Genomic DNA, 23,489 nt, shown 5'->3' with positions numbered 1-23,489 from the left:
CGTCCGCTTACGGGCGGCGGGCAGGTCGCGTCTAAACTCAGAGTTGTGACTACCTACCACCCTACCGAACTCGCTCGGGAACTCGGCTATACCGACGAACAGCGACCAGGGAAGGTCGTCCGGGACTACCTTCGTAAAAAATACCCAGACCACCCGAAGTACCAACGATGGGTGCTCGATGAAGTTCAAGCCGCCGACGTTCGAGCCAACGTCCCTCGGAAGCGCTGACTTTTAGCCCGCAAGCCGATCGGCTAAAGGACAGAGCGAAAATGAAACCAATGATCTCCAGATTCGTGGCGAACGACAGGGTGTTCTCAATCGTCCAGACACCGACATCTGATATTCGGCGGACGGAACTGACCATCACTTTGAGCGGGGCCCAAGGTTGGGACTTCGTGGTGCCGGGCTGGCGAGATGTATCTTTCGGCATCAGCGGTGAGATTGCCTATGTATGGTCGGCAAGAAGCATAATCGCTCTGCCTTCACATAAGGATGCGGACCCGAAAGTTATCCCCTTTGATGAGGAAGACCTCCTGGTGGTTTTCGTTGCTGGCCCATGTTGGTTACTAGTGTGCGAAACCTCCATGTGGCTGATTGGGCCGGATGGGGAAAGAGGCCAGGCTCACTTCAGAGAAGTAGTTGAGGAGGCATCCTTTGATGGCCACATCGTAATTGTCAGGGACGTCGACTCTGCGGAATACCGCTTTGAAGTATCCGCGACCAATTTGGTCGAGATCATCGATTCGTAAAGACTCCGCGATTGCAGTACGCCAGCCAGGACTGACCCCTTGGCCCACGGAGCACCTAGAAGCGCGGTGTCCGGATAGGGATCCCTCAGCAGACACAGGTAGTGACTAGGGCGGATTATGTCACAGCCGTCCGAACTCTGCCTGGGTAATTGCCCCTGGCCGCCACTCTTCTCGCGGATCCATTGGGCCCTCCGCCAGAAGACCAAAATCGTCCTCTTCATGCCCAGGACCATAACGAAGAGTCGCGCCAGAATCGTAAACCTCGATGTGGCGACTCGGACAGCCTTCATCACCCACTTCGAAGTGATAAGTAACGGCGCCCCAAGAGGAACACTGGTCAGCTCGAGACTCGTTCCACGGCCTCCGGTAGTACTGAAATGCCATGAGAGCAGTGTGCGCTATTCCTATCCCTTACCGGGCACGCTATGTGAACATGGGACCTCGGAATCTCTCGCTTGCCCCAACGTTGTTGGGGCCGCCATATTGCGTATCGAATAGCAGAGTGTTCCATGCAGATAGCAGGTTTCCGCGCTGACAGAATGACCGTCAGCGCTCGGAGTGCGCCGCCAGGAAGGAGTACACCTCGGTCTCGTCCACGCCCGGGAACGCGCCCGGAGGCATGGCGGCAAGCAGGTGCGAGTGGGCCCGGGCGGAAGGCCATGCGTTGCCGGCCCACTCGTTCGCCAAAGAAGCCGGGGGCCTCTTGCAGCAGTTCGGGTCCGGGCAGTTGGATGTGGCACGGGCAGTCGTTTCCCGGCCGCGGAACCACTTCACGTGCTGGTAGGGCACCCCGATGCTCAAAGAAAATTCACCGGCTGCCGAGCGCTCCGTCCGGGCCGTGCACCAGTACGTGCCCGACGGCGTATCCGTGTACTGGCTGTAGGCGCTGAACTTGTCCGGCACATCGAAAACGGCCCGGGATGTCCACGCTTTGCACGACGGTTGGCCCTCGATCGCCCCGGTGTGGTCCTGCGGGAAGGTCACGCCATCGTTCTCGTAGGCCTTGTAGATGATGCCCGACTGGTGGGTTTTCTGAAAGTGCGTGGTGATGCCCAGGTGCTTGGTGGCCAGGTTCGTGAACCGGTGCGCGGCGGTCTCGTAGGACACAGCGAAGGCGTCGCGGATGTCCTCCACAGCGATTTCCTTGGCGGCCTTGGCCTTTTGGAGGAACTCCACCGTGGCCTGCTCCGGCAGCAGCAATGCCGCAGCGAAGTAGTTGGTGGCCACCCGCTGCGCCAGGAAGTCCCCATAATTCCGCGGAGTTTCATGCCCCAAGACATAGTGACCGAGCGCCTGAAGCAGGACTGAGCGGGGGTCGTGATCCTGGCGCTGGTTCTGCGTCAGATAAATTCTGCGGTTCTTCAAATCCGTCACGGACCGCGTCGAGTGCGGCAGATCGCCCACGTGATGGAGGGAGAAACCAAGGTTCTCGGCGATGTCAGCAATGACGTGCTGGCTGAGCGGACCGGTGGTGTACCCGACCCCTTTGAGGACCTTCTGTGCCTCGGCTTCATACTCGGGGAAATAGTTACCGCGCTCACGCATCATGGCACGCAACTCGCCGTTCGCGCGGCGGGCCTCTTCCGGCGTCGCGACTTGCTCGTTAAGTTTGCGTTCGAGTTCCTGAAGCAGCCCCACCTGCGACTCCAGAACATCCAGCGGAAGCCGCGAGCTGATGCGGATTTTCGGCAGGTTCAGCGACTCGTAGAGCGGTCCGCGCTGGTACCGTTCCAGCTCGATTTCCAGGGCCGCGCGACGGCTCGGCGGCTCCGCCCCGAGCAACTGGTCGATGCTCACGTTGAGGGACGCAGCGAGCTGCTGAAGCAACCCCAGTTTGGGTTCGCGCTTGCCGTTTTCGATCAGGCTCAGCTGGCTTGGCGCGGTCCCGACGGCGGCACTCAGGTCATCGAGCGTCAGTCCCGCCTGCTTGCGCAGATGGCGCACGCGGCGGCCAAGGCTGATGACGTCCAGTTCGGGGGACGCAGGGGACAACGACGGCGACGCGACTTCGCGATTCCAGCTCACAGGCGACATTTCTTGAGAATACGCGAAGAAGTGCATTTCTTTCCATAGTTTTCCTCTAGCAACCCTCTTGGAAGTGCAGAAAAGTAAGTCTTACGAAAAAGAAATACAGACCCGGGTAAGCCGGCCGATGCAGCAAAGGTGCAGCGGAGGCCGGCCCGGGGAGCCCCGCTTGGATTATTAGGAGACATGCAATGACCGCATCGTTTGAACCAGCAGAACAGCACTCCGCACAGGAGACAGCAAGCGAGCAGGCAGCAGCGCTGGAACTCGAATGGTCCGCCAACCCGCGGTGGGAAGGCGTCACCCGTGATTACTCGGCTTCCGACGTCGTCCGCCTCCGTGGCCGCGTCTCCGAAGAGCACACCTTGGCCCGTCGCGGTTCCGAGAAGCTTTGGAAGCAGCTCACCGAGGAAGCTCCCACCGGCGGCTACACCAACGCCCTGGGCGCACTGACCGGTAACCAGGCTGTGCAGCAGGTCAAGGCCGGCCTCCGCGCCATCTACCTCTCCGGCTGGCAGGTGGCCGCCGACGCCAACCTGTCGGGCCAGACCTACCCGGACCAGTCCCTGTACCCGGCCAACTCGGTGCCGCAGGTTGTCCGCCGCATCAACAACGCGCTGCTCCGTGCGGACCAGATCGAGTATGCCGAAGGCGTCAAGACCGTCGAAGACTGGCTGGTCCCGATCGTCGCCGACGCCGAAGCAGGCTTTGGTGGCCCGCTGAACGCCTACGAGCTCATGAAATCCATGATTACCGCAGGTGCCTCGGGCGTTCACTGGGAAGACCAGCTCGCTTCGGAAAAGAAGTGCGGCCACCTGGGCGGCAAGGTGCTGATCCCCACCCAGCAGCACATCCGGACCCTGAACGCAGCCCGCCTGGCAGCCGACGTCGCCGGTACCCCGACGGTGGTCATCGCCCGCACCGACGCCGAAGCAGCAACCCTGATCACCTCCGACGTCGACGAGCGGGACCAGGAATTCATCACCGGTGAACGTACCGCGGAGGGCTTCTACAAAGTCCGCAACGGCATCGAACCCTGCATCGCCCGCGCCAAGGCCTACGCACCGTACTCCGACCTCATCTGGATGGAGACCGGCACCCCGGACCTGGAGCTGGCCCGCAAGTTCGCCGAATCGGTCAAGGCCGAGTTCCCGGACCAGATGCTCTCCTACAACTGCTCCCCGTCCTTCAACTGGCGCAAGCACCTGGACGACACCACGATCGCCAAGTTCCAGCGCGAACTCGGTGCCATGGGCTTCACGTTCCAGTTCATCACTTTGGCCGGCTTCCACGCCCTGAACTACTCGATGTTCGACCTCGCCCACGGTTACGCCCGTGAAGGCATGAGCGCCTACGTCGAGCTCCAGGAGAAGGAATTCGCCTCCGAGTCCCGCGGCTACACCGCCACCAAGCACCAGCGCGAAGTCGGCACCGGCTACTTCGACGACATCGCAACCGCGCTCAACCCGAACGCATCCACCCTCGCACTGGTCGGATCGACCGAAGAGGGCCAATTCCACTAAACCAAACGCCCAAAGGTGAGCTGTTCGCTGCGCTCACCGGAAGGCACGACGGCGATTGTCGCCCGAGCGTGAACGCACCGGCTTGGCGGGGGAACCCGGAAGCGTGCGTAAAAGGGGCCCTGTCCCGGCCGCCGGCCGAGCCCCGCGAGGCCATGCGGCCGGGATGGGGAATAGCACGCGGAGGGTTTCCCCCTCCAACCTGGCCCGCTCATGCAAGTGCCGCCGTCGAACATTTGCTTCTCATAGGAGAGATTGAAATGAACAGCTTCACTGACAACTTCACTATCAATGGCATCACTATCACCGCGCAGCCCATTTGCCGGCAGAACGAGGTTTTGACGCCGGATGCCCTTGAGTTCATTGGCAAGTTGCACAGGGCTACGGCGGATCGTCGTCAGGAGCTGATGCAGGCACGGCATGCCCGCCGTGGGCAGATCGCCGCCGGTCAGGATCCGCGGTTCCGCCCGGAAACTGAGGGTATCCGGAATGATCCGTCCTGGCGGGTCGCTCCCCCGGCACCGGGACTGGAGGACCGCCGTGTTGAGATCACAGGTCCGGTGGACAAGAAGATGACCATCAACGCGCTGAACTCCGGTGCGAAGGTGTGGCTGGCCGACATGGAGGACTCGTCCACGCCGACGTGGCGCAACGTCATCCAGGGCCAGCTGAACCTGACCGACGCGTTGGAGCGCCGGATCGATTTCACCTCTCCCGAGGGCAAGGAATACAAGCTCAAGGCGGCCGAGGATCTGCCCACCATCGTGGTCCGTCCCCGTGGCTGGCACCTGCCGGAGAAGCACATGCTGATTGACGGCAAACCCATCGCCGGCGGAATCGTGGACTTCGGACTGTTCTTCTTCCACAACGCCCGCCGCTTGCTGGCGCAGGGCAAAGGCCCATACTTCTACCTGCCCAAGATCGAGAACCACCTCGAGGCACGGCTGTGGAACGACATCTTTGTCCTGGCCCAGGATCTGCTCGGCATCCCGCAGGGCACCATCCGCGCCACGGTGTTGATCGAGACCATCACGGCAGCGTTCGAGATGGAAGAGATCCTCTACGAACTGCGGGACCACGCAGCTGGTTTGAACGCCGGCCGCTGGGACTACATTTTCTCCCTGATCAAGAACTTCCGGACCCGCGGACCGCGTTTCGTGCTCCCGGACCGCGGCCAGGTGACCATGACCCAGCCGTTCATGCGGGCCTACACCGAGCAACTGGTCCGGGCCTGCCACCGCCGCGGTGCCATGGCGATCGGTGGCATGGCTGCCGCTGTTCCCAACCGCAAGGACGAGGCCGCCAACACCGCCTCGTTCGAGAAGGTCCGTGCGGACAAGACCCGTGAAGCCAACGACGGTTTCGACGGCTCCTGGGTTGCCCACCCGGACCTGGTGCCGGTGTGCCGCGAAGTGTTCGACTCAGTTCTCGGAGACCGCCCCAACCAGCTGGACCGTTCCCGCGAGGACGTCACCCCGGATGACCGTGCGCTGATCGACATCTCCACCACCGAGGGCACCATCACGGAGGCCGGGGTACGCCTGAACATCGAGGTAGGCATCCGCTACATCGAGTCCTGGCTGCGGGGCAACGGCGCTGTCGCCATCCACAACCTCATGGAGGACGCCGCCACCGCCGAAATTTCGCGGTCCCAGCTGTGGCAGTGGATCCACTCCCACGCCATCACTGACCAGGGCGACATCATCAGCCGTGAATGGGTAGAGGACATGTTGGACGAGGAATTCGCCCGCCTGGAACGCTTCGATGGGGATCGCTTTGCAGATGCCCGCGCCATCTTCGAGGAAGTCACCCTGGCTGAGGAATTCCCCACCTTCCTGACCATCCCCGCCTACGCCCGTTTCCTCACCGAGGCCCGTGAAGAGGCCACGGAAGAGGAACTCGTCGCCGCCTAGCTGCACTGTACTGGTCGTCGACACGCCAAGCCCCGACGCTGGGCTGCCTGCACTCTTCGCAACAAGTGACCCCGATGGTCGGGGAGGCAGCCCAGCAACGGGGCTTTTCCATGCTCAAGGCCCTCCGGATTCGATGGTTCGCTGCACACCATGCCGTGCGCACGGCATCCTGTGCAGCGAACCCCCGAATCAGCCGCTGGAGGGGCCCAGCCGGCCCCGCGGCCCGGCCCGGCCCCTTAGCGCTGCCGGGCCACCCAGCGCACGGACAACGTCGTGCACACGCAGAACGCGAGCACCGATCCGAGGATCACGAAGAGCGGACCCGTCCAGCCGTCGGTAACACTGTGCACGTATCCGACAACGGTGGGCGCCAGGGCAGCAAAACAGTAGCCAACACCCTGGACCACGGCGGACATCTTTCCTGCGGCGGCCTGCGAGCGGGCGAACTTGATGATCGCAATGAAGATCACCGTGATTCCACCACCCTGGGCAACGCCTCCCAGCGAGGACCACAACCACCAGAAGCCCGGTGCCAGCAACAAGCCAACGGGAACGGTCAGCCACATCGCACTCAAGGTGACCGCAACCGTCGTCGTACTGGTGAAACGGGCCAGGAGCGGGACGCCCAGGCCGCCCACAATCGCGAAGATCTGGAAGAGTGAGGAGCCCGCGCCGGCCTCGGCCGTGCCCATGGCGAGTTCGTCGGACAGGAAGCTTGGCAGCCACGCGGTGACGCCGTAGTAGGAGAACGCCTGGCCGGCGAAGCCGAGCGTCAGGCCGACGGTCAACCAGCCCACCCCCGCAACTGGTCCCGAACCTGAAGGGACGGCAGCCTCAACCGCGGCTGGGACAAAGGCCCGGCGCGTACCCACTGTGGGCACCCAAAACAGGATTGCCGCCAAGGCCAGCAGCGCGCTGGCAGCCAAGGAAAGCCGCCACCCCACCAGCTCGGCCAGCGGAGCCGTGGCCACTGAGGTGAGGAACGAACCGATGTTCAGGGCCGCGGTGTAGACGCCCATCGCTGTCGCTTGCCGGCGGGGAGCGAAGTCGCGGCGGATGATCAGCGGCACGGCGATGTTGCCGATGGTGATGGCCACGCCAATGACCACTGTGCCGGCCATGACCAGGGCGCCACCGCTGCTGGAACGGATCACCACACCGGCCAGCACGCCGAGCAACGTGAGCATGACGGCGAATTCGGCGCCCAGCCGGCGTCCGGCCAACGAAGCCAACGGCGAAGCCAGGGAGAAGCAGAGCACGGGGATGCCTGTCAGCAGTCCGAGTTCAACCGGGGAGAAGCCAAGGTCCTGTCGGAGCAGATCCACTACGGGCGCCACGGCGACGAACGGTCCGCGCATGTTCAAGGCAATCAGCCCTATGCAGGCGAGGATCAGCCAGCCTCGGGGAACTTTGGCGAGGAACTGGCTCATGTTGCGGACCGGGAAGGGACAGGAAGCGTTTTCATCAGTTTCATTGCTATCACGCCCCCGGCCGCCCCACGGCATCCATGAAGGCCTAGCCCGTCGCTTGGAGTGTGGCCTCAATCACCGCAGGCGAGAGAACGTACTGGGTCACCATCTGGCTGGCACCCAGGATCGCGGAGCGGTCTCCGGCCATGGAAATGCCGATCCGAAGATGCGTGGTGGCCAACGGCAACGACCGCCGGTAGACCACTTCGCGGATTCCGGCCACCAGGTGTTCGCCTGCCTCCCCCACGCTGCCGCCGATGATGATCATGGAGGGATTGAGCAGGTTGACCACGGTTGCCAGGACATCTCCGACATCGCGTCCGGCCTGTCGCAGCGCCTGGATAGCCTGGAGGTTTCCCTCGCCCACGAGCCGCAGGACATCGGCGCCGTTGGTGGCTTCCAGCCCCTGCGTTTGCAGTTGATGCGCGACGGCGGGACCGGAGGCGAGCGCTTCAAGGCACCCGTGATTGCCGCAGCGGCAGAGGACGTCGTCGCCACGTGGCACCCGGACGTGGCCGAGGTCGCCGGCGGTGCCGTTGGCGCCCCGCTGCAGCTCACCGCTGCTGATGATGCCCGCACCGATGCCGGTGGCCACCTTGATGAACAGGAAGTTGTCGTGGTCGGGCCAGTAGGCGGTCCGCTCCCCCAGGGCCATGATGTTGACGTCGTTGTCCACCAGTACGGGAACAGGCAGCGAGCGCTGAACGTAAGTGACGACGTCGAATCCGTCCCAGCCCGGCATGATCGGCGGCTTCACGGGCCGTCCGGTGTCATGCTCCACGGGCCCGGGGAGGCCGATGCCTATCCCGGCGAGGTCGCCCGGTTCCCGTCGGGCTTCGGCAAGCAGCTCCCGGCCTGCTGAAACCACGCGGCCCAGCACTACCTCGGGCCCGTCGGCGACTTCCTGTCCCAGCCGGCGCTCCGCCAGGATGCTGCCCCCGAGGTCGGTGACGGCAACAATCACGTGGGTCGCTCCGACGTCGACCGCCAGCACGACGCGCGCGGCCGGGTTGAAGGCGAAGCGCGACGGCGGCCTGCCGCCGCTGGAGCTTGCCTCACCGGCCGGGCCGACCAGCCCGGAGTTGATCAGGGCGTCGATGCGGGAAGCCACGGTTGAGCGGGCAAGTCCGGTGGTGAGGGCAAGTTCGGCGCGTGTCCGGGCTTGGCCGTCGCGGAGAAGTTGGAAGAGATCGCCAGCGCGCGACAGGTTGCCGGCCTCTAAGACCATGGTGTTTCCGGCGTCGTTTCCGGGTGCTGGAGTCATGCATTTAGTGAAGCACGATTGCTTATGCATGTCATGCAATGAAAGTTTGTCGGCCATATTTCAACTTTTGCTTGACGATCGACAAAAGTCCCCCTAGGTTGTGATGAGCAGCACATCACGACGCTCGATGTCAGGGATCCACAGCATCGATCCCTCCCGTTCCGCTCATGCGCCAGTCCGCTTACGAAGAGGTAACTGAACTTGTCCAGCCCTACAGACGCCACCCGAATCCTGGGTGTTGGCATCCTCGGCGCCGGCCCGGTCACCCAGGCCATCCACCTGCCATCCTTGGCGCGTTTGGACCACATCCTGTCTGTCCGCCACATCATGGATGTCGACCCCAAGGTGGCTGAGTCCGTTGCCGCCCGCGTTGGCGCCACCCACAGCACCAGCATCGACGCCCTTCTGGGTGACCCGGACGTGGACATCGTGGCCATCTGCAGCCCCCACCAGTTCCACGCCGAGCAGGTCATCGCAGCATGCCACGCCGGCAAGAAGGCTGTCCTTTGCGAGAAGCCCTTCGCCATGAACGCCGAAGAAGCTGCCCGCATCTCCGCCGTCAGCGCGGCAACCGGAGTACCGATCATCGTGGGCGCCATGCACACCTTCGATCCCGGCTGGCTCGCCGCCCGGAACAACTGGGGCGAACTTCCGGAGAAGGCACACACGATCCGTTCCTCCATCGTCCTCCCGCCCAACTCACGGTTTGAGGACTTTGCCACAGAGATCATCACCCGTCCCGCCGGCGGTGCCCCCGACTACTCGGACCCCGAGGTCATCAAAGGCGCACTCCGCGGCGGGGTCATGGGGCTCGCCATCCACGACCTCCCCTTGATCCGCAGGTTCACGCGGGACTTCAAGGACATCGAAGTGCTTGAAGCACGCCATGTCCGCCCGTTCGGCTACGTCATCTCCCTCCGGACCCCCACCCGGACCATTGAGCTCCGCGCAGCCATGAACAACACCTGGAAGCCCGAATGGAGCTTCGAAGCCCTGTCCGACGACGAGTCCCTCCGCATCGACTTCACCCCGTCGTACGTCCAGGCCGGCTCAGCGGTGGCAACGTTCTCCCGCGGGTCGCAGAAAACCATCCTTGGCCCCTTTGAGCACAACGGTTACGAAGGCGAATGGCGCGAACTCGCGGCCCTCGCCGCCGGCACCAAGCAGCCGCCGTCTGCCCAAACCCTGATTGACGACCTCACGTTCGCGTTGGACATCGCCGAGGCCACGGTGGCCACCCTTGATCGCCGGACGGCAGTACAGCCCGCAGTCTCCGAAGGAGTCCACGCATGAGCGCCGCCGCCTTCGAGCACTACACAGTCCAGGCCACACCCGAGGCGCAGAAAGCAGGCGCCGTTGCCTTGGCAGTGGCTTCCCTGCCCGAATCGTTCTGCCCGGCCGCGGATGAAAACAGCGCCGACGTCCAGGTCATCGCCGGACAGCCCGACTGGACCCGGCACGCCGTGGAAGCCATCAGTGCGGGAGCCCGCGGCATCGTGGTGGTCAACCCTTCACCCGAAAACGTCAACGAGCTCACAGAGACGGCAGCACGGCACAAATCGGCCGTGGTCCTCGACCAACGTTGGGCGTCCAACCCGGCCACCGCGGCAGCCGAGGACGCAGTCCGGTCCATGGCCGGCCGCGCCGTAGTCCTCGACGTCGTCGCCACCGCTCCGGTGGGAACAGACAGCGGCGCGTTGCTCGCGGACCAACTTGCCGCCGTCGTGCGTCTCACCGGACCGCTGGGAAACCTCAGGCTCCTGGACCGCAGGCCGCACGGCTACACCGCGACGGCGGTACTCGCCAACGGCGCACCGGTGGCCCTGCAGGGCATCCTTTCCAACGCCCGGCCCGCAAGCGTCACCATCACCATGCTGACAGACGACGGCGGCGCCGCCGTTTCGCTGCCGGATCCGGTGGCTGCCTGGCCGGCCACCGTGAAAGTCACCGGTCCACACGGTGAACTGCTTCTTCCCACGATCTACGAATCTGCTCACCGCGCCACCTGGCGCCGGCTCAAGGAACACCTCGACGCCGGCACCCTCCCCTCGGATCTGCAGCAGTTCGCTGCGGTTTCGGAATCCATCGCAACCCTCACCTGAAACACCAGCACCTCCGTTCCACCAGCCATTCAGTATCCGTTGCCCTACTCAAAGTTGAGCTGGACCGGCAAACCAACGCACAGCGTCGCCGGTCCCGAAAGGAATCACTATGAATGTTCAGTCCGCAGCCACCCGGTCCTTCTCCCGCCGCAATTTCCTCGGCCTGTCCGCGGCGGCCGCTTCCGTGCCGCTGCTGGCAGCCTGCGGCGGAGGCTCGGCTACCCAGGGCGGAGGTGGCGGCGCTGGTGGAACGGTCAAGTTCTGGGACATGCCGTGGGCCACCCCCGCCTACAACGAATCCGCCAAGAAGATCGCAGAAGGCTTCTCCGGCGCGAACAACGCCAAGGCCAACTACCAGATCATCCAGTGGAACAACTTCTACCAGACGTTCTCCTCGGCCATCGCTTCCAAGACCGGCCCGGCCGTTTCCACCGGCGGCGGCTTCCAGGCCTTCCAGTTCGAGCAGCAGGGCCAGATCGCGTACGCCGACAAAGTCATTGAAAAGCTGAAGTCCAACGGTCAGTTCGATGATTTCCTGCCCGGCGTGCTGGACCCGTTCAAGTCCGACAAGGGATACGTCGCCGTGCCGTGGCAGTTGGACATGCGCGTGTTCTGGTACCGGAAGTCCCTGTTCGAGAAGGCGGGCGTGTCGCTGCCCACCGACTGGCCGTCCCTGCTTGAAGCCGGCAAGGCGCTGAAGAAGGTCGGCGCGTTCGGCTTCGCCACGGGCGCCGGTTCGGGCAACAACTACGGCAACCACTCGATGATCATGATGATGGTCAACAACGGCGGCGGTGTCTGGAACAAGGACGGCGAGCTGGACCTCCTGAACGACCGCAACGTGGAAGCCATCGAATTCGTCCGCGAGCTTGTCTCCAACGGCATCGTGGATCCCGCAGCCGTCAGCTACACAACGGACAACATGTCAGCACAGTGGAAGGACGGCAAGGCCGGCTTCGGCCTGTTCCAGGTCAACGTGCCGCAACGCGTCGGCGACACCTCCGGAGACCTGCTGGTGGCCGACCCCATCACCGGTCCGCACGGTGACAAGGCAACCATCGTGTTCCCGAACAACATCATGATGTACAAGAACACCCCGTCGCAGGAAGCCTCGGAAGAGTTCCTTGTGTACTACCTGGGCCAGCTCAAGGAACTGTGGAAGCAGAAGCTCATGTCCGCACTGCCCGTCTTCAAGTCGATCACCGAGCTGCCCGAGTTTGCCGACGACCCCAACAACGTCAAGATCGTCAAGGACTGGCAGCCGATCGCCAAGACCTTCGCAGCCCAGGGCAGCACGCTCAACGCAAACCTCGCAGCCCTTGACGGCGGCCAGGCGCTGAACCAGTTCAGCCAGTCGATCCTTACCGGCCAGGCAGCTGATGCCAAGAGCGCCCTGCAGGCCTTCCAGTCCGGCCTCGAATCGGTCTTGAAGAAGTAGAACGGTACCTCTGCCATGTCATCAACTACTGCAACATCGGGCCTGTCCCGGGCCCGCCGGGGAGTGGCCCCCGGCGGCTCGGGGGCCGGCCCCGGCAAACGCAAGAGCAAACTCAGCGCGCAGACCACCCGTACTTTCTTCTGGCTGTTGCTGCCTTCGGTGGTGCTGCTGGTCCTGATCCACGGCTACCCGCTGATCCACGCCGCGGTACAGGCCACCCACGACGGCGACCTCCTCCAGACCGGCAACTTCGTGGGCGGCGAGAACTTCGCCAGCGTCCTGTCCTCCCCGGCGTTCTGGAAAGCTGCACAGTTCACGCTCTGGTTCACGATTGTCGGAGTCTTCGGCTCCTGGCTGGTAGGACTGGGCCTGGCCCTGCTGCTGCGGACCAGGATCCCCGCAGGCAATACCTTCAAGGTCCTCTTGCTCCTGCCGTGGGTCGTGCCGATCGTCGTCTCCTCCACCGCCTGGAACTGGTTGGTGGCCACCCCCGACAGCCTGATCCCGTCGATCTTCCGCGGGCTGGGACTGGGGACCCCGCTTTTCCTGGCCGACCCCACACTGGCATCCATCACCGTGATGGTGTTCAAGGTCTGGGTCTCTTTCCCCTTCATGATGATGATGATCTCCGCGGCCCTGGCCTCGGTGGACACCACCGTCTACGAAGCAGCCAGCATGGACGGCGCCTCCAAGTGGCAGCAGTTCACGCAGATCACGCTCCCGCTGATCGCCCGCTCCACGTACATCTCGTGGATCCTCATGACGATCTTCTGCGTCAATGACTTCCCGACCATCTACCTGCTCACCGGCGGCGGTCCCGTCAGTGCCACCACCTCCTTGGTGGTCCTTGCCTACCGCACGGTCTTCCAGGACTTCGCCACCGGCCCCGGCGTCGCCATCGCCTTCCTGATGACCATGACCCTGGTGGTCATTTCCGTCATCCTGTACCGCCAGATCCGAAAGTCGAGCGTCGAATAATGAGCACAGTACTTCACGCCCACCCCGAATCCGGTCCCGCCCTGGGCATCACCGACTCCGGAAAAACCCGCCGGGTGCTCTCCGAAGCCGGTATGCGCGGACGCTGGTGGAGGTTCGCCCTGATCCTGGCCATCACGGTGATCGTCCTGGTCCCCATCATGGTCACTGTGGTCCTGGCCTTCACTCCCGGAGCCAACAGCACCGCCACCGGGTTTACTTTCGAGAACCTGGCCAACGTGTTCAACGGGACGCTCGCCGCCACCTGGCTGCAGAACAGCCTGGTCACCACGCTGTCCACTGTCCTGGTTTCGGTCGCGGTGGCCGCTCCCGCCGGCTACGTCCTCTCCCGCGGACGTTCCAAGGCAGTGTCCGGTTACTCACTGCTCCTGTTCGTCATGCAGTCCCTGCCGATCATCACTTCCGTGGTCCCCCTCTTCATCCTCTTCGCTGCCATGGGCCTGGTGGACAACCTCCTGGGCATCACCATCATCTACGTCGGTTCCACCATGACCGTGGCTACCTGGATGATGGCCGCCTACTTCGACTCCATCCCCATCAGCCTCGAAGAAGCCTCCTGGATCGATGGCTGCTCAGTCTTCGGATCCTTCACCAAGGTGGTGCTCCGCAACTCACTGCCGGGCATCCTCTCCACCGCGATCTTCGCCTTCCTGCTCGCCTGGAACGATTACCTGGTTGCCATCGTGTTCCTCCGTTCCAACGAGATCTTCACCCTGCCCATGGGTGTCCAATCCTTCTTCCAGCAAAACGCGACTGACTGGACATCCGTCATGGCCCTGGCCGTGGTCATGATGCTGCCGCCGATCATTGTTTTCGCCACCCTGAACAAGTACTTCAGCGTCGGCGGAATCGGCGGCTCCCTGGCCGGCCGCTGATTAGACTGGCGCCAAGTCCCCGAACTCCCGGAAAACCACTCCCGAAAAGGAAACCCATGTCTTACTCACTCCAGCTGTACACCCTCCGCAACGCCATCCAGGAGGACCTGCCTGGAACCATCAGGAAGGTCGCTGAGATCGGCTACACGCAGGTGGAGCCGTACAACTTCGTGGCCACAGCTTCGGAACTCGGCAAGGCTTTGAAGGAGAACGGCCTGACCGCTCCGTCCGGTCACGCCCCGCTCCTGTCACAGGACCAGGACGAAATTTTCGCTGCCGCCAAAGAGCTGGGCATCACCACCGTCATCGATCCGTTCCTCCCGGCTGAGCACTGGCAGGATGCGGAAACCATCCAGGGCACGGCAGCCAAGCTCAACGCCGCCGCGAAGAAAGGCGCCGAGTACGGCATCCGGGTTGGTTACCACAACCACGCCTGGGAGCTACAGTCCACCATCGAAGGCACCACTGCGCTTGAATACTTCGAAGGACTGCTGGATCCGGAACTCGTCCTCGAGGTAGACACGTATTGGGCAGCCGTCGGAGGCCAGGACCCCGTCGAATTGCTGGCCCGCCTGGGTGACCGGGTCAAGCTCATCCACATCAAGGACGGCCCGGGCAACACAGACACCAAAGCCCAGCAGCCTGCCGGCCAGGGCACCATTCCGGTGCTGGATGTCATCGCAGCTGCCAAGTCCCTGGAAGTGGGCGTGGTGGAGTTCGACGATTATTCAGGCGACATCTTCGAAGGAATCACGGAGAGCCTCGCATTCCTCAACGCAGAATCGGCAGGGGCCAAGGCATGAGCTTCACACCCTCAACCCGCAAGGGCCCCGTAGGCGTCGCCGTCATCGGCGCGGGCAACATCAGCAAGCAGTACCTGGATAACCTCACCACCTTCCCGGACGTCAAAGTCCTGGTGATCGCCGACCTGTTCGAAGAGGCAGCCAAGGCCCGCGCCGAGGAATACGGGATCGCCGAGTTTGGCGCGCCGGAGCTGGCACTGAACCATCCCGACGTCGAAATCATTGTGAACCTGACCATTCCTGCGGCGCACGTCGAGGTAGCCACCGCTGCCGTCAACGCGGGCAAGCACGTATGGACTGAGAAGCCGTTCTCGCTGGACCGTGAATCCGGTCTGGGCCTCCTCAAGGCCGCAGATGCAGCGGGGATCCGCCTCGGAACCGCACCGGACACGTTCCTGGGTGCCGGCCTGCAGACCGCGCGCCGCATCATTGAACGCGGTGACATCGGCACGCCGCTGACCGGCATGACCACGTTCCAGACCCCGGGTCCGGAATCCTGGCACCCGAACCCGGCCTTCCTGTTCCAACACGGCGCCGGCCCGCTGTTCGACATGGGTCCGTACTACCTCACGGCCCTGATCCAGACCTTCGGCTCCGTCCGCAAGGTGGCCGCCGTCGGCTCCTCCGCCAAGGCCACCCGCGTCATCGGTTCCGGACCCAAGGCCGGCGAGGAGTTCGCCGTCGAGGTTCCCACGCATGTGTCCGCGATGGCGCAGTTCGAAGGCGGACAGTCCAGCCACAGCGTGTTCTCCTTCGAGTCGCCGCGCCTCCGGATGGGCTTCGTGGAAATCACCGGCACTGAGGCGACCCTCTCACTGCCGGACCCGAACTACTTCGACGGCGAACTGAAGCTCTGGCGTCCAGGCGCGGAAGAACCCGAGATCATCGCCGCAACCGGCCCCGCCAACGGCCGCGGCCTGGGTGTGCTGGACATGGCCCGGGCGCTCCGGGCCGGAACTCCGCACCGCGCCACCGGCGATCTGGCCTACCACGTGTTGGACAGCATGGTCTCGATCGCCGAGTCCGTGGAGTCGGGCACGTTCGTGGATGTCACCAGCAACGCGCCGGCTTCGGCGGCAGTCCCTGAGGACTGGGCTCCCGAAACCGCCACACTCTAAGTCCGCAGCAACAGCGAGGAACCTGACCATGAGCACGCCCACACACTCGTCCCTGCCTTCCGACAGGCTGGCTTCCAGCGAGGATAAGGCCCCCCTGGGGGTTGCAGCCATCGGCTATGCCTTCATGGGGAAGGCCCATTCGAATGCGTGGCGGAATGTGGCCAGTTTCTTCGACGTCCCGGCCTTCGAGCAGAAAGTGCTCGTTGGCCGGGACGCCACCCAGGTAGCCGCGGCCGCTGCCAAGTACGGCTGGGCCGAATCCGCCACCGACTGGCGCTCCGTGATTGAACGCGATGACATCCACATCATCGATATCTGCGCCCCGGGCTGGATGCACGCGGAAATCGCCATCGCCGCCCTTGAAGCGGGCAAGCACGTGTTGGTGGAGAAGCCGCTGGCCAACACGCTGGGTGAGGCCGAACTGATGACCGCCGCTGCCGCGAAAGCCCGCCAACGCGGAGTGCAGTCCATGATCGGCTTCAACTACCGCCGCGTCCCCGCCCTTGCACTGGCCCGCGAACTCATCGCCGAGGGCCGCCTCGGCACCGTCCGCCACGTCCGTGCCGCCTACCTCCAAGACTGGCTCTCCGACGCGCAATCCCCCATGACCTGGCGCCTCCGTAAGGAAACCGCCGGTTCCGGCGCGCTCGGCGACATCGCTTCGCACGCGATTGACCAGGTCCTGTTCCTTCTGGGCGATGCCGTTACCGAGGTCTCCGGCCGCCTGCAGACGTTCGTGGATCGACGCCCCGGACCGGATGGTCCGGAGGATGTCACGGTCGACGACGCCGCCTGGGCAACGCTGACGCTCGCCTCCGGAGCAATCGCCTCCGTTGAAGTCAGTCGGGTGGCCACGGGCCAGAAGAACTCCCTCAAGCTAGAAATCTACGGAGACAAAGGCACCATCCTGTTTGACCTCGAGGCACTGAACGAACTCGGCTTCCTGGACGCCACCGTCCCGGTCCGGGAGCAGGGCTTCCGACGGATCCTGGTCAACGAGCCCGTTCACCCCTACCTTGAAGCATGGTGGCCGCAAGGCCACATCATCGGCTGGGAACACACCTTCACCCACCAGATCCGGGACTTCCTCCTTGCCGTTCGCGACGGCAGCCAGCCATCGCCGTCGTTCGAAGAGGGCCTGAACGTCCAGCACATCCTCGCCGCCGTGGAAGAGTCCGCAGCCGCCAAAAGCTCACTGATCCAGTTGCACGCAAACCCTACCGAAGGAGCCTGACATGCCCCGCCCGTACACCCTGTTCACCGGCCAGTGGGCCGACCTCCCCTTCGAGGAAGTCGCGCGCCTTGCCTCGGGCTGGGGCTACGACGGCCTGGAAATCGCCGTCTCCGGAGACCACCTGGATGCCTGGCGCTGGGACGAACCCGGCTACGTCGAGTCCAAACTCGCCATCCTGGACAAGTACAACCTCAAGGTCTGGGCCATCTCCAACCACCTCAAGGGCCAAGCCGTCTGCGATGACCCCATCGACTTCCGCCACGAGGCGATCGTTGGGTCCAAGGTGTGGGGCGACGGCGACCCCGAAGGCGTGCGCCAACGCGCCGCCAAAGAAATGAAGCACACCGCCCGCCTCGCAAAAGCGCTCGGCGTGGACACCGTCGTCGGGTTCACCGGCTCCTCCATCTGGCAATACGTCGCCATGTTCCCGCCTGTCCCCGAGAAAGTCATCGAGGCCGGCTACCAGGACTTCGCCGACCGCTGGAACCCCATCCTGGACGTCTTCGACGAATGCGGGGTCCGCTTCGCCCACGAAGTCCACCCGAGTGAGATCGCCTACGACTACTGGACCACCGTCCGGACCCTCGAAGCGATCGGACACCGGCCAGCTTTCGGCCTGAACTGGGACCCGTCGCACTTCATGTGGCAGGGCATCGATCCCGTGTCCTTCATCTGGGACTTCAAGGACCGGATCTACCACGTGGACTGCAAGGACACCAAGCTCCGCCCTACGGGCCGGAACACCGTCATGGGCTCCCACTTGCCGTGGGGCGACCCGCGCCGCGGTTGGGACTTCGTCTCCGCCGGACGCGGCGACGTGCCCTGGGAATCGTCCTTCCGCGCCCTGACCGCGATCGGCTACGACGGACCTATCTCCGTGGAATGGGAAGACGCCGGCATGGACCGCCTGCACGGCGCCCCCGAAGCCCTTGCCGCGCTCAAGAAGTTCGATTTCCCCGCCTCCCAGACCAGCTTCGACGCCGCCTTCAGCCAGGACTAACCCTCCGGAGTTTTTGTACAGCTAACGCCCTTTAGAAGCCTTCTTCAGGGCGCTATCTGTACAAAAACTCCCATCAAAGTGGCAAGGAGCCAACCGTGATCCGCACCCTTCAACCCGGCCAGCGTTGCGAGGTGCGGATCGCGTCGGTCACGGGCCACAGCGAAACCCTCTACGCCACTGACCACATTCTCCTCGAAGCCCCGAACTGGACCATGGACGGTTCAGCCCTCATCCTGAACGGGGACGGGAAACTGTGGCGTCTTGACACTTCCACTGCGAAACTGGCCCAAATCCCGCTCAGTGGCATCCCAGACCTCAACAACGACCACGTCCTGGCACCGGACGGCACCGGCATCTTCCTCTCCGCCAACGACGGCCATATCTACCGTGGACTGCTCAAGGGCGGCCCTGCCACCCGCATCACCGAGGACGACGGCTCCTTCCATTTCCTCCACGGCGCCAGCCCCGACGGCACGGAACTCGCGTACGTCGGAATTAAGGCCGGCGACTTCAAGCAGCCCGGCAAGCTCATGACCACGGCGTCCGACGGCGGCGCTGCCGCCCGGGTCGACGTCGGTTCAGGCCACTGCGACGGGCCCGAATACTCGCCTGACGGGCAATGGATCTACCTGAACACGGAGTCGTTCTCAACAACACCGGGCCATGCCCAGCTTGCACGGATCAGACCGGACGGCAGCGACTTTACTCAGCTGCTGAAGTCCGACACCGTCGACTGGTTCCCCCACCTGTCCCCGGATGGCCACTACGCCAGCTACATCCGGTTCCCCGGCGGTACCGTTGGACACCCCGCTGACGTGCCCGTCGACGTCGTGCTTGTTTCGACCAAGGACTGGACCACCCCACTCCAAGCATGGCCACTTTTCGGTGGCCAAGGTACCCTCAACGTCAACAGCTGGTCGCCGGACTCCGCGCGCTTTGCGTATGTGGCGTACCCGCTCACTGACTCTGCAAAGGACTAACTACGTGACCCTAAGCAACGGTACTTCCGACGGAACCATCCGCTGGGGCATCCTCGGCACCGGATTCATAGCCGGGCTGCAAACGCAGGATTTGAAGGAGAACGGCTTCACTGTCCAGGCGGTGGGTTCGCGTTCGGCAGAGTCCAGCAGGTCCTTCGCGGAAAAATTCGGGATCGCCACCGCGCATGGCAGCTACGAAGACCTGGTGGCCGACCCCTTGGTTGACGTGGTCTACATCGCCACGCCGCACCCCTTCCACCACGCGAACGCCCTCTTGGCCTTGAACGCCGGCAAGCACGTGCTGGTGGAAAAGTCGTTCACCATGAATGCCCGTGAAGCCCGGGACATTGTAGGACTCGCGGAATCAAAGGGGCTCGTGGCGCTCGAAGCCATGTGGACCCGTTTCCTCCCGCACATGATCCGTCTCCGGGAAATCATCGCCGCAGGCACCATCGGCGAAGTCCGCAAGGTGGTGGCCAGCCACAACCAGAACCTCCCAAAGGACCCGGCACACCGCCTCAACAATCCCGCCCTGGGCGGCGGCGCACTGCTGGACCTGGGGGTCTACCCGGTCTCCTTCGCGTTCGACATCCTGGGCACGCCGGCCTCGATCAGGGCCAGCGCTGCCATGACTGCTACCGGCGTCGACCGCCAGACTGCGGCGGTTTTCGATTACGACGGCGGTGCGCAGGCGATCGTCGACTGCGAACTTGACGCAGCAAGCGCCAACCGGGCCATGGTGATCGGAACCGAAGGCTGGATCGACGTCGAACACACCTGGTACAACCCTGTCCCCTTCACCGTTCATGCGGCCGACGGTTCCGTGGGTGAGCGCTACGAGCAGCCCGTGAACGGTCGCGGCATGCAGTTCCAGGCAGCTGAGCTGGAGCGCCTGGTCCGGGAAGGTTCCACCGCAGGCACCATCCTTCCGCCGGACGAGAGCGTTGCCGTCATGGCTGCCATGGATGAGATCCGCCGCCAGATCGGGCTGAGCTACGACGCTGATGCCGCCCCGGAAGGAAACCACCGTGACTGAATCCCCACGCCTCGCCGAGCTTCGCCGGCAGGAAGAAGAACTGGTCTTTGCTTCGTTCGATCACCATGACGCCTGGCGCCTTGGTTCGTTGATCGCCAATCATGCCATCAGTTCGGAGTTCGGGGTTGCCATCGACATCCGCCGGCACAACATCGTGCTCTTCCGCTGCGTCCTGCCCGGCGCCACGGCGGACCAGGAAGAGTGGATCCGCCGGAAGTCAGCTTCGGTGCTGCGTTTCGAGCACAGCACGGCACTGTTGACCGAGCTGTTTGCCTCCCGTACCCACAGCCCCCTGGGCAACGGGTGGCTGGCCCACGAGGACTACACCCTGGCGGGTGGTTCCTTCCCTCTCCGCGTGCGTGGTGCAGGTGTGATCGGGGCTGTGACGGTGTCCGGCCTCAGCTCCGACGAGGACCACCAACTGGTGGTCGATGGCATCCGGAACTACCTGAAGACGGTCGGGGTTTAGGGGCAGCAGGGCTCGAACCCGGCCAGGGCTGGTTTGGCCTCACCGCTCCTTCAGCACATAGCGCCTTTCGGGACGTCCGACGCCGTACTTGAGTCGAACGTCCAAGGCGCCTTCGTCGTGGAGGTACTCAAGGTAGCGGCGGGCACTGACACGGGAGGTCCCGAGTTGTTCTGCAAGCTCAGCGGCTGACAAATCACCCGGTGCTGATTTCAACGCGGACTCCACCAGTTCCAGGGTCTCCACGCTGCAGCCCTTCGGCAGGGTCCGCTCGGAAACACCCAACCCAAAGACCCTGTTCACGTCGGATTGTTCAGCCTCGACCTTGGAAGCATCCAGCCCCTGGTAGGCGCTGAGGTAGTGCTCCAGCCGTTCCTGAAGATCGGACTGGGAAAAGGGCTTGATCAGGTAGTGGACGATGCCGCCGCGGAGGGCTTTGCGCACGGTCTCAACCTCGCGGGCTGCACTGATCACCAGCACGTCGAGGTCCGGGGCAACGTCCCGCAACTGGTGCATGAGGTCCAGGCCGTTGATGTCCGGGAGGTGGATGTCCAGGAGCACAAGATCGGGTTGCAGCCTACGCGTTTCCGCCAAGGCCTGTGCGCCGGTGTGGGCAACACCCACCACCCCGAAACCGGGGCTTCGCTGGATGAACCCGGCATGAACCTTGGCCACCATGAAGTCGTCATCGACAATCAAGACCTTGATCACTTGTGGAGAGCCCCTTTGCTGAATCGTGCGGTGAACACTGCACCGTCGTCGTTGGCCACGGTCAGTTCGCCCCCGCTGCGCCGGCAGATGACCCGCGAAAGCGCCAAGCCGAAGCCCCGGGCATCCCCCGGTCCCGGTTCCTTGGTGGAGTAGCCCTGTTGGAAGATCTCCTCGGCAGAACCGGCGGGCACTCCCGGGCCGTTGTCCTGGACAGTCACCCCGACACCGTCCGGCGAGTCCTCCACGAGCACGCGGACCGATGCCCCGGCGAGGCCGGTGACGGCGTCGAACGCGTTGTCCACGAGGTTGCCCACCACGGTGGTGATGTCCCGGGACAGTTCGTCCTTGACGCGCGGAAGCGCGGACCGGGGGTCCAGTTTCAACTCGACGCCGCGCTCAGTGGCCAGGCTGGCCTTGGCGATCAGCAGGGCAGCGAGCGCGGGATCCTCGATCCGCCGGGTCACGTCGTCGTTGAGCCGGGTCCGCTCCACGGTGACACCGTTGACGAACTGCACCACGGAATCGTACTCGCCGATCTGGATGAGGCCCGAAATGACGTGGAGCTGGTTGGCGAACTCGTGGGCCTGCGCGCGGAGGGTGTCCGTGACCGTACGGGTGGCACCAAGTTCGCTCTCAAGGGAGGACAACTCGGTGCGGTCCCTCAGGGTGGTCACCGAACCGATGTCGCGCCCATGCGAGCGCAGCGCCACCCGGTTCATCACCACCAGCCGCTCCCCTACCAGCACCAGTTGGTCCGGGTCCGACTGTTCGCGGGTCAGCACCACTTTCAGGGCGGATTCGACGGGGAGGGAGCGCAGCTTCCTGCCTACGCAGTCGTCGGGCAATCCGAGCAACTGGCGGGCGCTCTGGTTGGCCACCGTGATCCGCTCATGGGGGTCCAACGCCACAACACCTTCCTTGAGGCCCTGCAGCATGGCTTCGCGGTTTTCCACCAGTCCGGTGATTTCCCGCGGTTCCATGCCGAGGGTTTGCCGTTTGACACGACGGGACAGGAGAAGCGAACCCGCCACCCCCAGGACGCTGGCCACGCCCAGGTAGGTGAGGAGGTTGGGGACGGCGTCTCCCAGTCTTTCCAAGGTGGACGGGTAGTTGCGGCTGATGGATGCGATGCCGATCATCTGCCCGGAGTCGTCGATCACCGGCACGTGGGCGGACAGCACTGTCACGTTGTTGCTGGTGACGACGCCGGTCCAGGCCCTGCCCTCCATCACCCGGCTCTCTCCCAGTGGCAAGGGCCGGCCGATCAGTCCGGGGTCCGAGGCCGTGATGACTGTGCCGTCCAGTTTTGCCAGGGCCACGTGCGCTGAACCCGAGACTGTCCTGACGGATTCGGCGACGGCGGGAAGCGCCGAACCGCCGCGCGGTTCCGCCGTGGGGAGCAGCGCGCGTACGGTGGGGTTGTTGCCCAGGGCTTCGGCTGCCGACAACGCCCGCCTGCCCTCTGTCCGTTCGAACGCGGCGGCCGACTGCGCCAGGGAGATGGCGACCACCGCCACCAGCACCGCCAGGACGATCAGCAACTGCAGCACAAGGTATTGCCCGGCAAGGGACATTCCTCTTCTTCGAGTCACTGCGTGGTTTCCTTTGGTGGTGCCAGAGTCCGGAGGTGTCTGGGGGCGCTCCGCGTGGCGTATCGGAACTATACCCCAGAGCAGTAATGGACCGTCCAGGAGCGTGAACGCAATGAACTTAAAGATCACTGCGAACACAAGAGTGATCGGCGTCACTGCGGCCCCTAGCATCAGTTCACGGGGCACAACGTTGATCGC

At 63.9% G+C, this 23,489-nt stretch carries 20 protein-coding genes; 15 read left to right on the top strand and 5 right to left on the bottom strand.

Annotated features, from left to right (window positions below; translation table 11 throughout):
* Positions 1-269: 269 nt before the first annotated feature.
* A complete protein-coding gene (locus tag PV760_RS12210) occupies positions 270-749 on the top strand; it encodes a hypothetical protein (protein WP_144027632.1) in 480 nt (159 codons plus the stop codon).
* 546 nt (positions 750-1,295) lie between these two features.
* On the opposite strand, the gene PV760_RS12205 is transcribed toward PV760_RS12210, so the two are convergent.
* Positions 1,296-2,810 carry an XRE family transcriptional regulator gene (locus PV760_RS12205; protein WP_020608529.1) on the bottom strand — a complete coding sequence of 505 codons (1,515 nt, stop codon included), beginning with the start codon at positions 2,808-2,810 and terminating at the stop codon, positions 1,296-1,298.
* 155 nt (positions 2,811-2,965) lie between these two features.
* Between PV760_RS12205 and aceA the strand changes: the two genes are divergently transcribed.
* Together aceA and aceB are read left to right on the top strand one after the other, a co-directional pair.
* Complete coding sequence (gene aceA, locus PV760_RS12200) at positions 2,966-4,297, top strand: isocitrate lyase (protein ID WP_275777861.1); 1,332 nt, start codon at positions 2,966-2,968, stop codon at positions 4,295-4,297.
* Between the two features lie 257 nt (positions 4,298-4,554).
* Positions 4,555-6,207, top strand: coding sequence for a malate synthase A (gene aceB, locus PV760_RS12195; protein WP_354627848.1), 1,653 nt, complete (start codon positions 4,555-4,557; stop codon positions 6,205-6,207).
* A 236-nt stretch (positions 6,208-6,443) separates the two neighbouring features.
* Here the strand turns inward: aceB and PV760_RS12190 are convergent, their stop codons facing one another.
* Both PV760_RS12190 and PV760_RS12185 read right to left on the bottom strand, forming a co-directional pair.
* Positions 6,444-7,637 (bottom strand): MFS transporter, encoded by a 1,194-nt coding sequence (locus tag PV760_RS12190; RefSeq protein WP_079581591.1) that lies wholly within the window; start codon positions 7,635-7,637, stop codon positions 6,444-6,446.
* 85 nt (positions 7,638-7,722) lie between these two features.
* Positions 7,723-8,940, bottom strand: coding sequence for an ROK family transcriptional regulator (locus PV760_RS12185; RefSeq protein WP_354627847.1), 1,218 nt, complete (start codon positions 8,938-8,940; stop codon positions 7,723-7,725).
* 201 nt (positions 8,941-9,141) lie between these two features.
* Between PV760_RS12185 and PV760_RS12180 the strand changes: the two genes are divergently transcribed.
* The 12 genes from PV760_RS12180 (at position 9,142) to PV760_RS12125 (ending at position 20,991) form a co-directional block, all read left to right on the top strand.
* A complete protein-coding gene (locus PV760_RS12180; protein WP_354627846.1) occupies positions 9,142-10,233 on the top strand; it encodes a Gfo/Idh/MocA family protein in 1,092 nt (363 codons plus the stop codon).
* Positions 10,230-11,042: a hypothetical protein gene (locus PV760_RS12175; protein ID WP_354627845.1), complete on the top strand. Its 813-nt coding sequence runs from the start codon at positions 10,230-10,232 to the stop codon at positions 11,040-11,042. The genes PV760_RS12180 and PV760_RS12175 overlap by 4 nt, the downstream gene beginning before the upstream one ends.
* A 109-nt stretch (positions 11,043-11,151) precedes the next feature.
* Positions 11,152-12,480, top strand: coding sequence for an ABC transporter substrate-binding protein (locus tag PV760_RS12170; protein ID WP_018778042.1), 1,329 nt, complete (start codon positions 11,152-11,154; stop codon positions 12,478-12,480).
* Between the two features lie 15 nt (positions 12,481-12,495).
* Positions 12,496-13,458, top strand: a complete 963-nt coding sequence (locus tag PV760_RS12165) for a carbohydrate ABC transporter permease (RefSeq protein ID WP_018778043.1) — start codon at positions 12,496-12,498, stop codon at positions 13,456-13,458.
* Positions 13,458-14,351, top strand: coding sequence for a carbohydrate ABC transporter permease (locus PV760_RS12160; protein ID WP_018778044.1), 894 nt, complete (start codon positions 13,458-13,460; stop codon positions 14,349-14,351). Before PV760_RS12165 ends, PV760_RS12160 begins: the two co-directional genes overlap by 1 nt.
* Positions 14,352-14,407: 56 nt before the next feature.
* Positions 14,408-15,154, top strand: a complete 747-nt coding sequence (locus tag PV760_RS12155) for a sugar phosphate isomerase/epimerase family protein (RefSeq protein WP_055976947.1) — start codon at positions 14,408-14,410, stop codon at positions 15,152-15,154.
* Positions 15,151-16,272, top strand: a complete 1,122-nt coding sequence (locus PV760_RS12150; RefSeq protein WP_055976951.1) for a Gfo/Idh/MocA family protein — start codon at positions 15,151-15,153, stop codon at positions 16,270-16,272. Before PV760_RS12155 ends, PV760_RS12150 begins: the two co-directional genes overlap by 4 nt.
* A 28-nt stretch (positions 16,273-16,300) precedes the next feature.
* The gene (locus PV760_RS12145; protein WP_354627844.1) at positions 16,301-17,506 is read left to right on the top strand and encodes a Gfo/Idh/MocA family protein; all 1,206 of its coding nucleotides are present in this window, start codon (positions 16,301-16,303) and stop codon (positions 17,504-17,506) included.
* A gap of 1 nt (position 17,507) precedes the next feature.
* Positions 17,508-18,506: a sugar phosphate isomerase/epimerase family protein gene (locus PV760_RS12140; protein WP_354627843.1), complete on the top strand. Its 999-nt coding sequence runs from the start codon at positions 17,508-17,510 to the stop codon at positions 18,504-18,506.
* 95 nt (positions 18,507-18,601) lie between these two features.
* Complete coding sequence (locus PV760_RS12135) at positions 18,602-19,486, top strand: TolB family protein (RefSeq protein WP_354627842.1); 885 nt, start codon at positions 18,602-18,604, stop codon at positions 19,484-19,486.
* 4 nt (positions 19,487-19,490) lie between these two features.
* A complete protein-coding gene (locus PV760_RS12130) occupies positions 19,491-20,522 on the top strand; it encodes a Gfo/Idh/MocA family protein (protein WP_354627841.1) in 1,032 nt (343 codons plus the stop codon).
* The gene (locus tag PV760_RS12125) at positions 20,515-20,991 is read left to right on the top strand and encodes a heme-degrading domain-containing protein (protein WP_018778051.1); all 477 of its coding nucleotides are present in this window, start codon (positions 20,515-20,517) and stop codon (positions 20,989-20,991) included. The genes PV760_RS12130 and PV760_RS12125 overlap by 8 nt, the downstream gene beginning before the upstream one ends.
* Before the next feature lie 39 nt (positions 20,992-21,030).
* On the opposite strand, the gene PV760_RS12120 is transcribed toward PV760_RS12125, so the two are convergent.
* Together PV760_RS12120 and PV760_RS12115 are read right to left on the bottom strand one after the other, a co-directional pair.
* Positions 21,031-21,699, bottom strand: a complete 669-nt coding sequence (locus PV760_RS12120) for a response regulator (protein ID WP_354627840.1) — start codon at positions 21,697-21,699, stop codon at positions 21,031-21,033.
* Positions 21,696-23,273, bottom strand: coding sequence for a sensor histidine kinase (locus PV760_RS12115; protein ID WP_354627913.1), 1,578 nt, complete (start codon positions 23,271-23,273; stop codon positions 21,696-21,698). Before PV760_RS12115 ends, PV760_RS12120 begins: the two co-directional genes overlap by 4 nt.
* Between the last annotated feature and the right edge of the window lie 216 nt (positions 23,274-23,489).

This window comes from Paenarthrobacter sp. CC6, assembly GCF_040560085.1.
GTDB lineage: Bacteria > Actinomycetota > Actinomycetes > Actinomycetales > Micrococcaceae > Arthrobacter > Arthrobacter nicotinovorans.
This window is presented reverse-complemented; position numbering and strand designations above follow the sequence as displayed.

Excerpts from the sequence above, each read along its gene's own strand:
- PV760_RS12210 (WP_144027632.1), top strand. The coding sequence starts at position 270 with ATGAAACCAATGATCTCCAGATTCGTGGCGAACGACAGGGTGTTCTCA.
- PV760_RS12205 (WP_020608529.1), bottom strand. The coding sequence starts at position 2,810 with ATGCACTTCTTCGCGTATTCTCAAGAAATGTCGCCTGTGAGCTGGAAT.
- aceA (WP_275777861.1), top strand. The coding sequence starts at position 2,966 with ATGACCGCATCGTTTGAACCAGCAGAACAGCACTCCGCACAGGAGACA.
- aceB (WP_354627848.1), top strand. The coding sequence starts at position 4,555 with ATGAACAGCTTCACTGACAACTTCACTATCAATGGCATCACTATCACC.
- PV760_RS12190 (WP_079581591.1), bottom strand. The coding sequence starts at position 7,637 with ATGAGCCAGTTCCTCGCCAAAGTTCCCCGAGGCTGGCTGATCCTCGCC.
- PV760_RS12185 (WP_354627847.1), bottom strand. The coding sequence starts at position 8,940 with ATGACTCCAGCACCCGGAAACGACGCCGGAAACACCATGGTCTTAGAG.
- PV760_RS12175 (WP_354627845.1), top strand. The coding sequence starts at position 10,230 with ATGAGCGCCGCCGCCTTCGAGCACTACACAGTCCAGGCCACACCCGAG.
- PV760_RS12170 (WP_018778042.1), top strand. The coding sequence starts at position 11,152 with ATGAATGTTCAGTCCGCAGCCACCCGGTCCTTCTCCCGCCGCAATTTC.
- PV760_RS12165 (WP_018778043.1), top strand. The coding sequence starts at position 12,496 with ATGTCATCAACTACTGCAACATCGGGCCTGTCCCGGGCCCGCCGGGGA.
- PV760_RS12160 (WP_018778044.1), top strand. The coding sequence starts at position 13,458 with ATGAGCACAGTACTTCACGCCCACCCCGAATCCGGTCCCGCCCTGGGC.
- PV760_RS12155 (WP_055976947.1), top strand. The coding sequence starts at position 14,408 with ATGTCTTACTCACTCCAGCTGTACACCCTCCGCAACGCCATCCAGGAG.
- PV760_RS12150 (WP_055976951.1), top strand. The coding sequence starts at position 15,151 with ATGAGCTTCACACCCTCAACCCGCAAGGGCCCCGTAGGCGTCGCCGTC.
- PV760_RS12145 (WP_354627844.1), top strand. The coding sequence starts at position 16,301 with ATGAGCACGCCCACACACTCGTCCCTGCCTTCCGACAGGCTGGCTTCC.
- PV760_RS12140 (WP_354627843.1), top strand. The coding sequence starts at position 17,508 with ATGCCCCGCCCGTACACCCTGTTCACCGGCCAGTGGGCCGACCTCCCC.
- PV760_RS12115 (WP_354627913.1), bottom strand. The coding sequence starts at position 23,273 with ATGTCCCTTGCCGGGCAATACCTTGTGCTGCAGTTGCTGATCGTCCTG.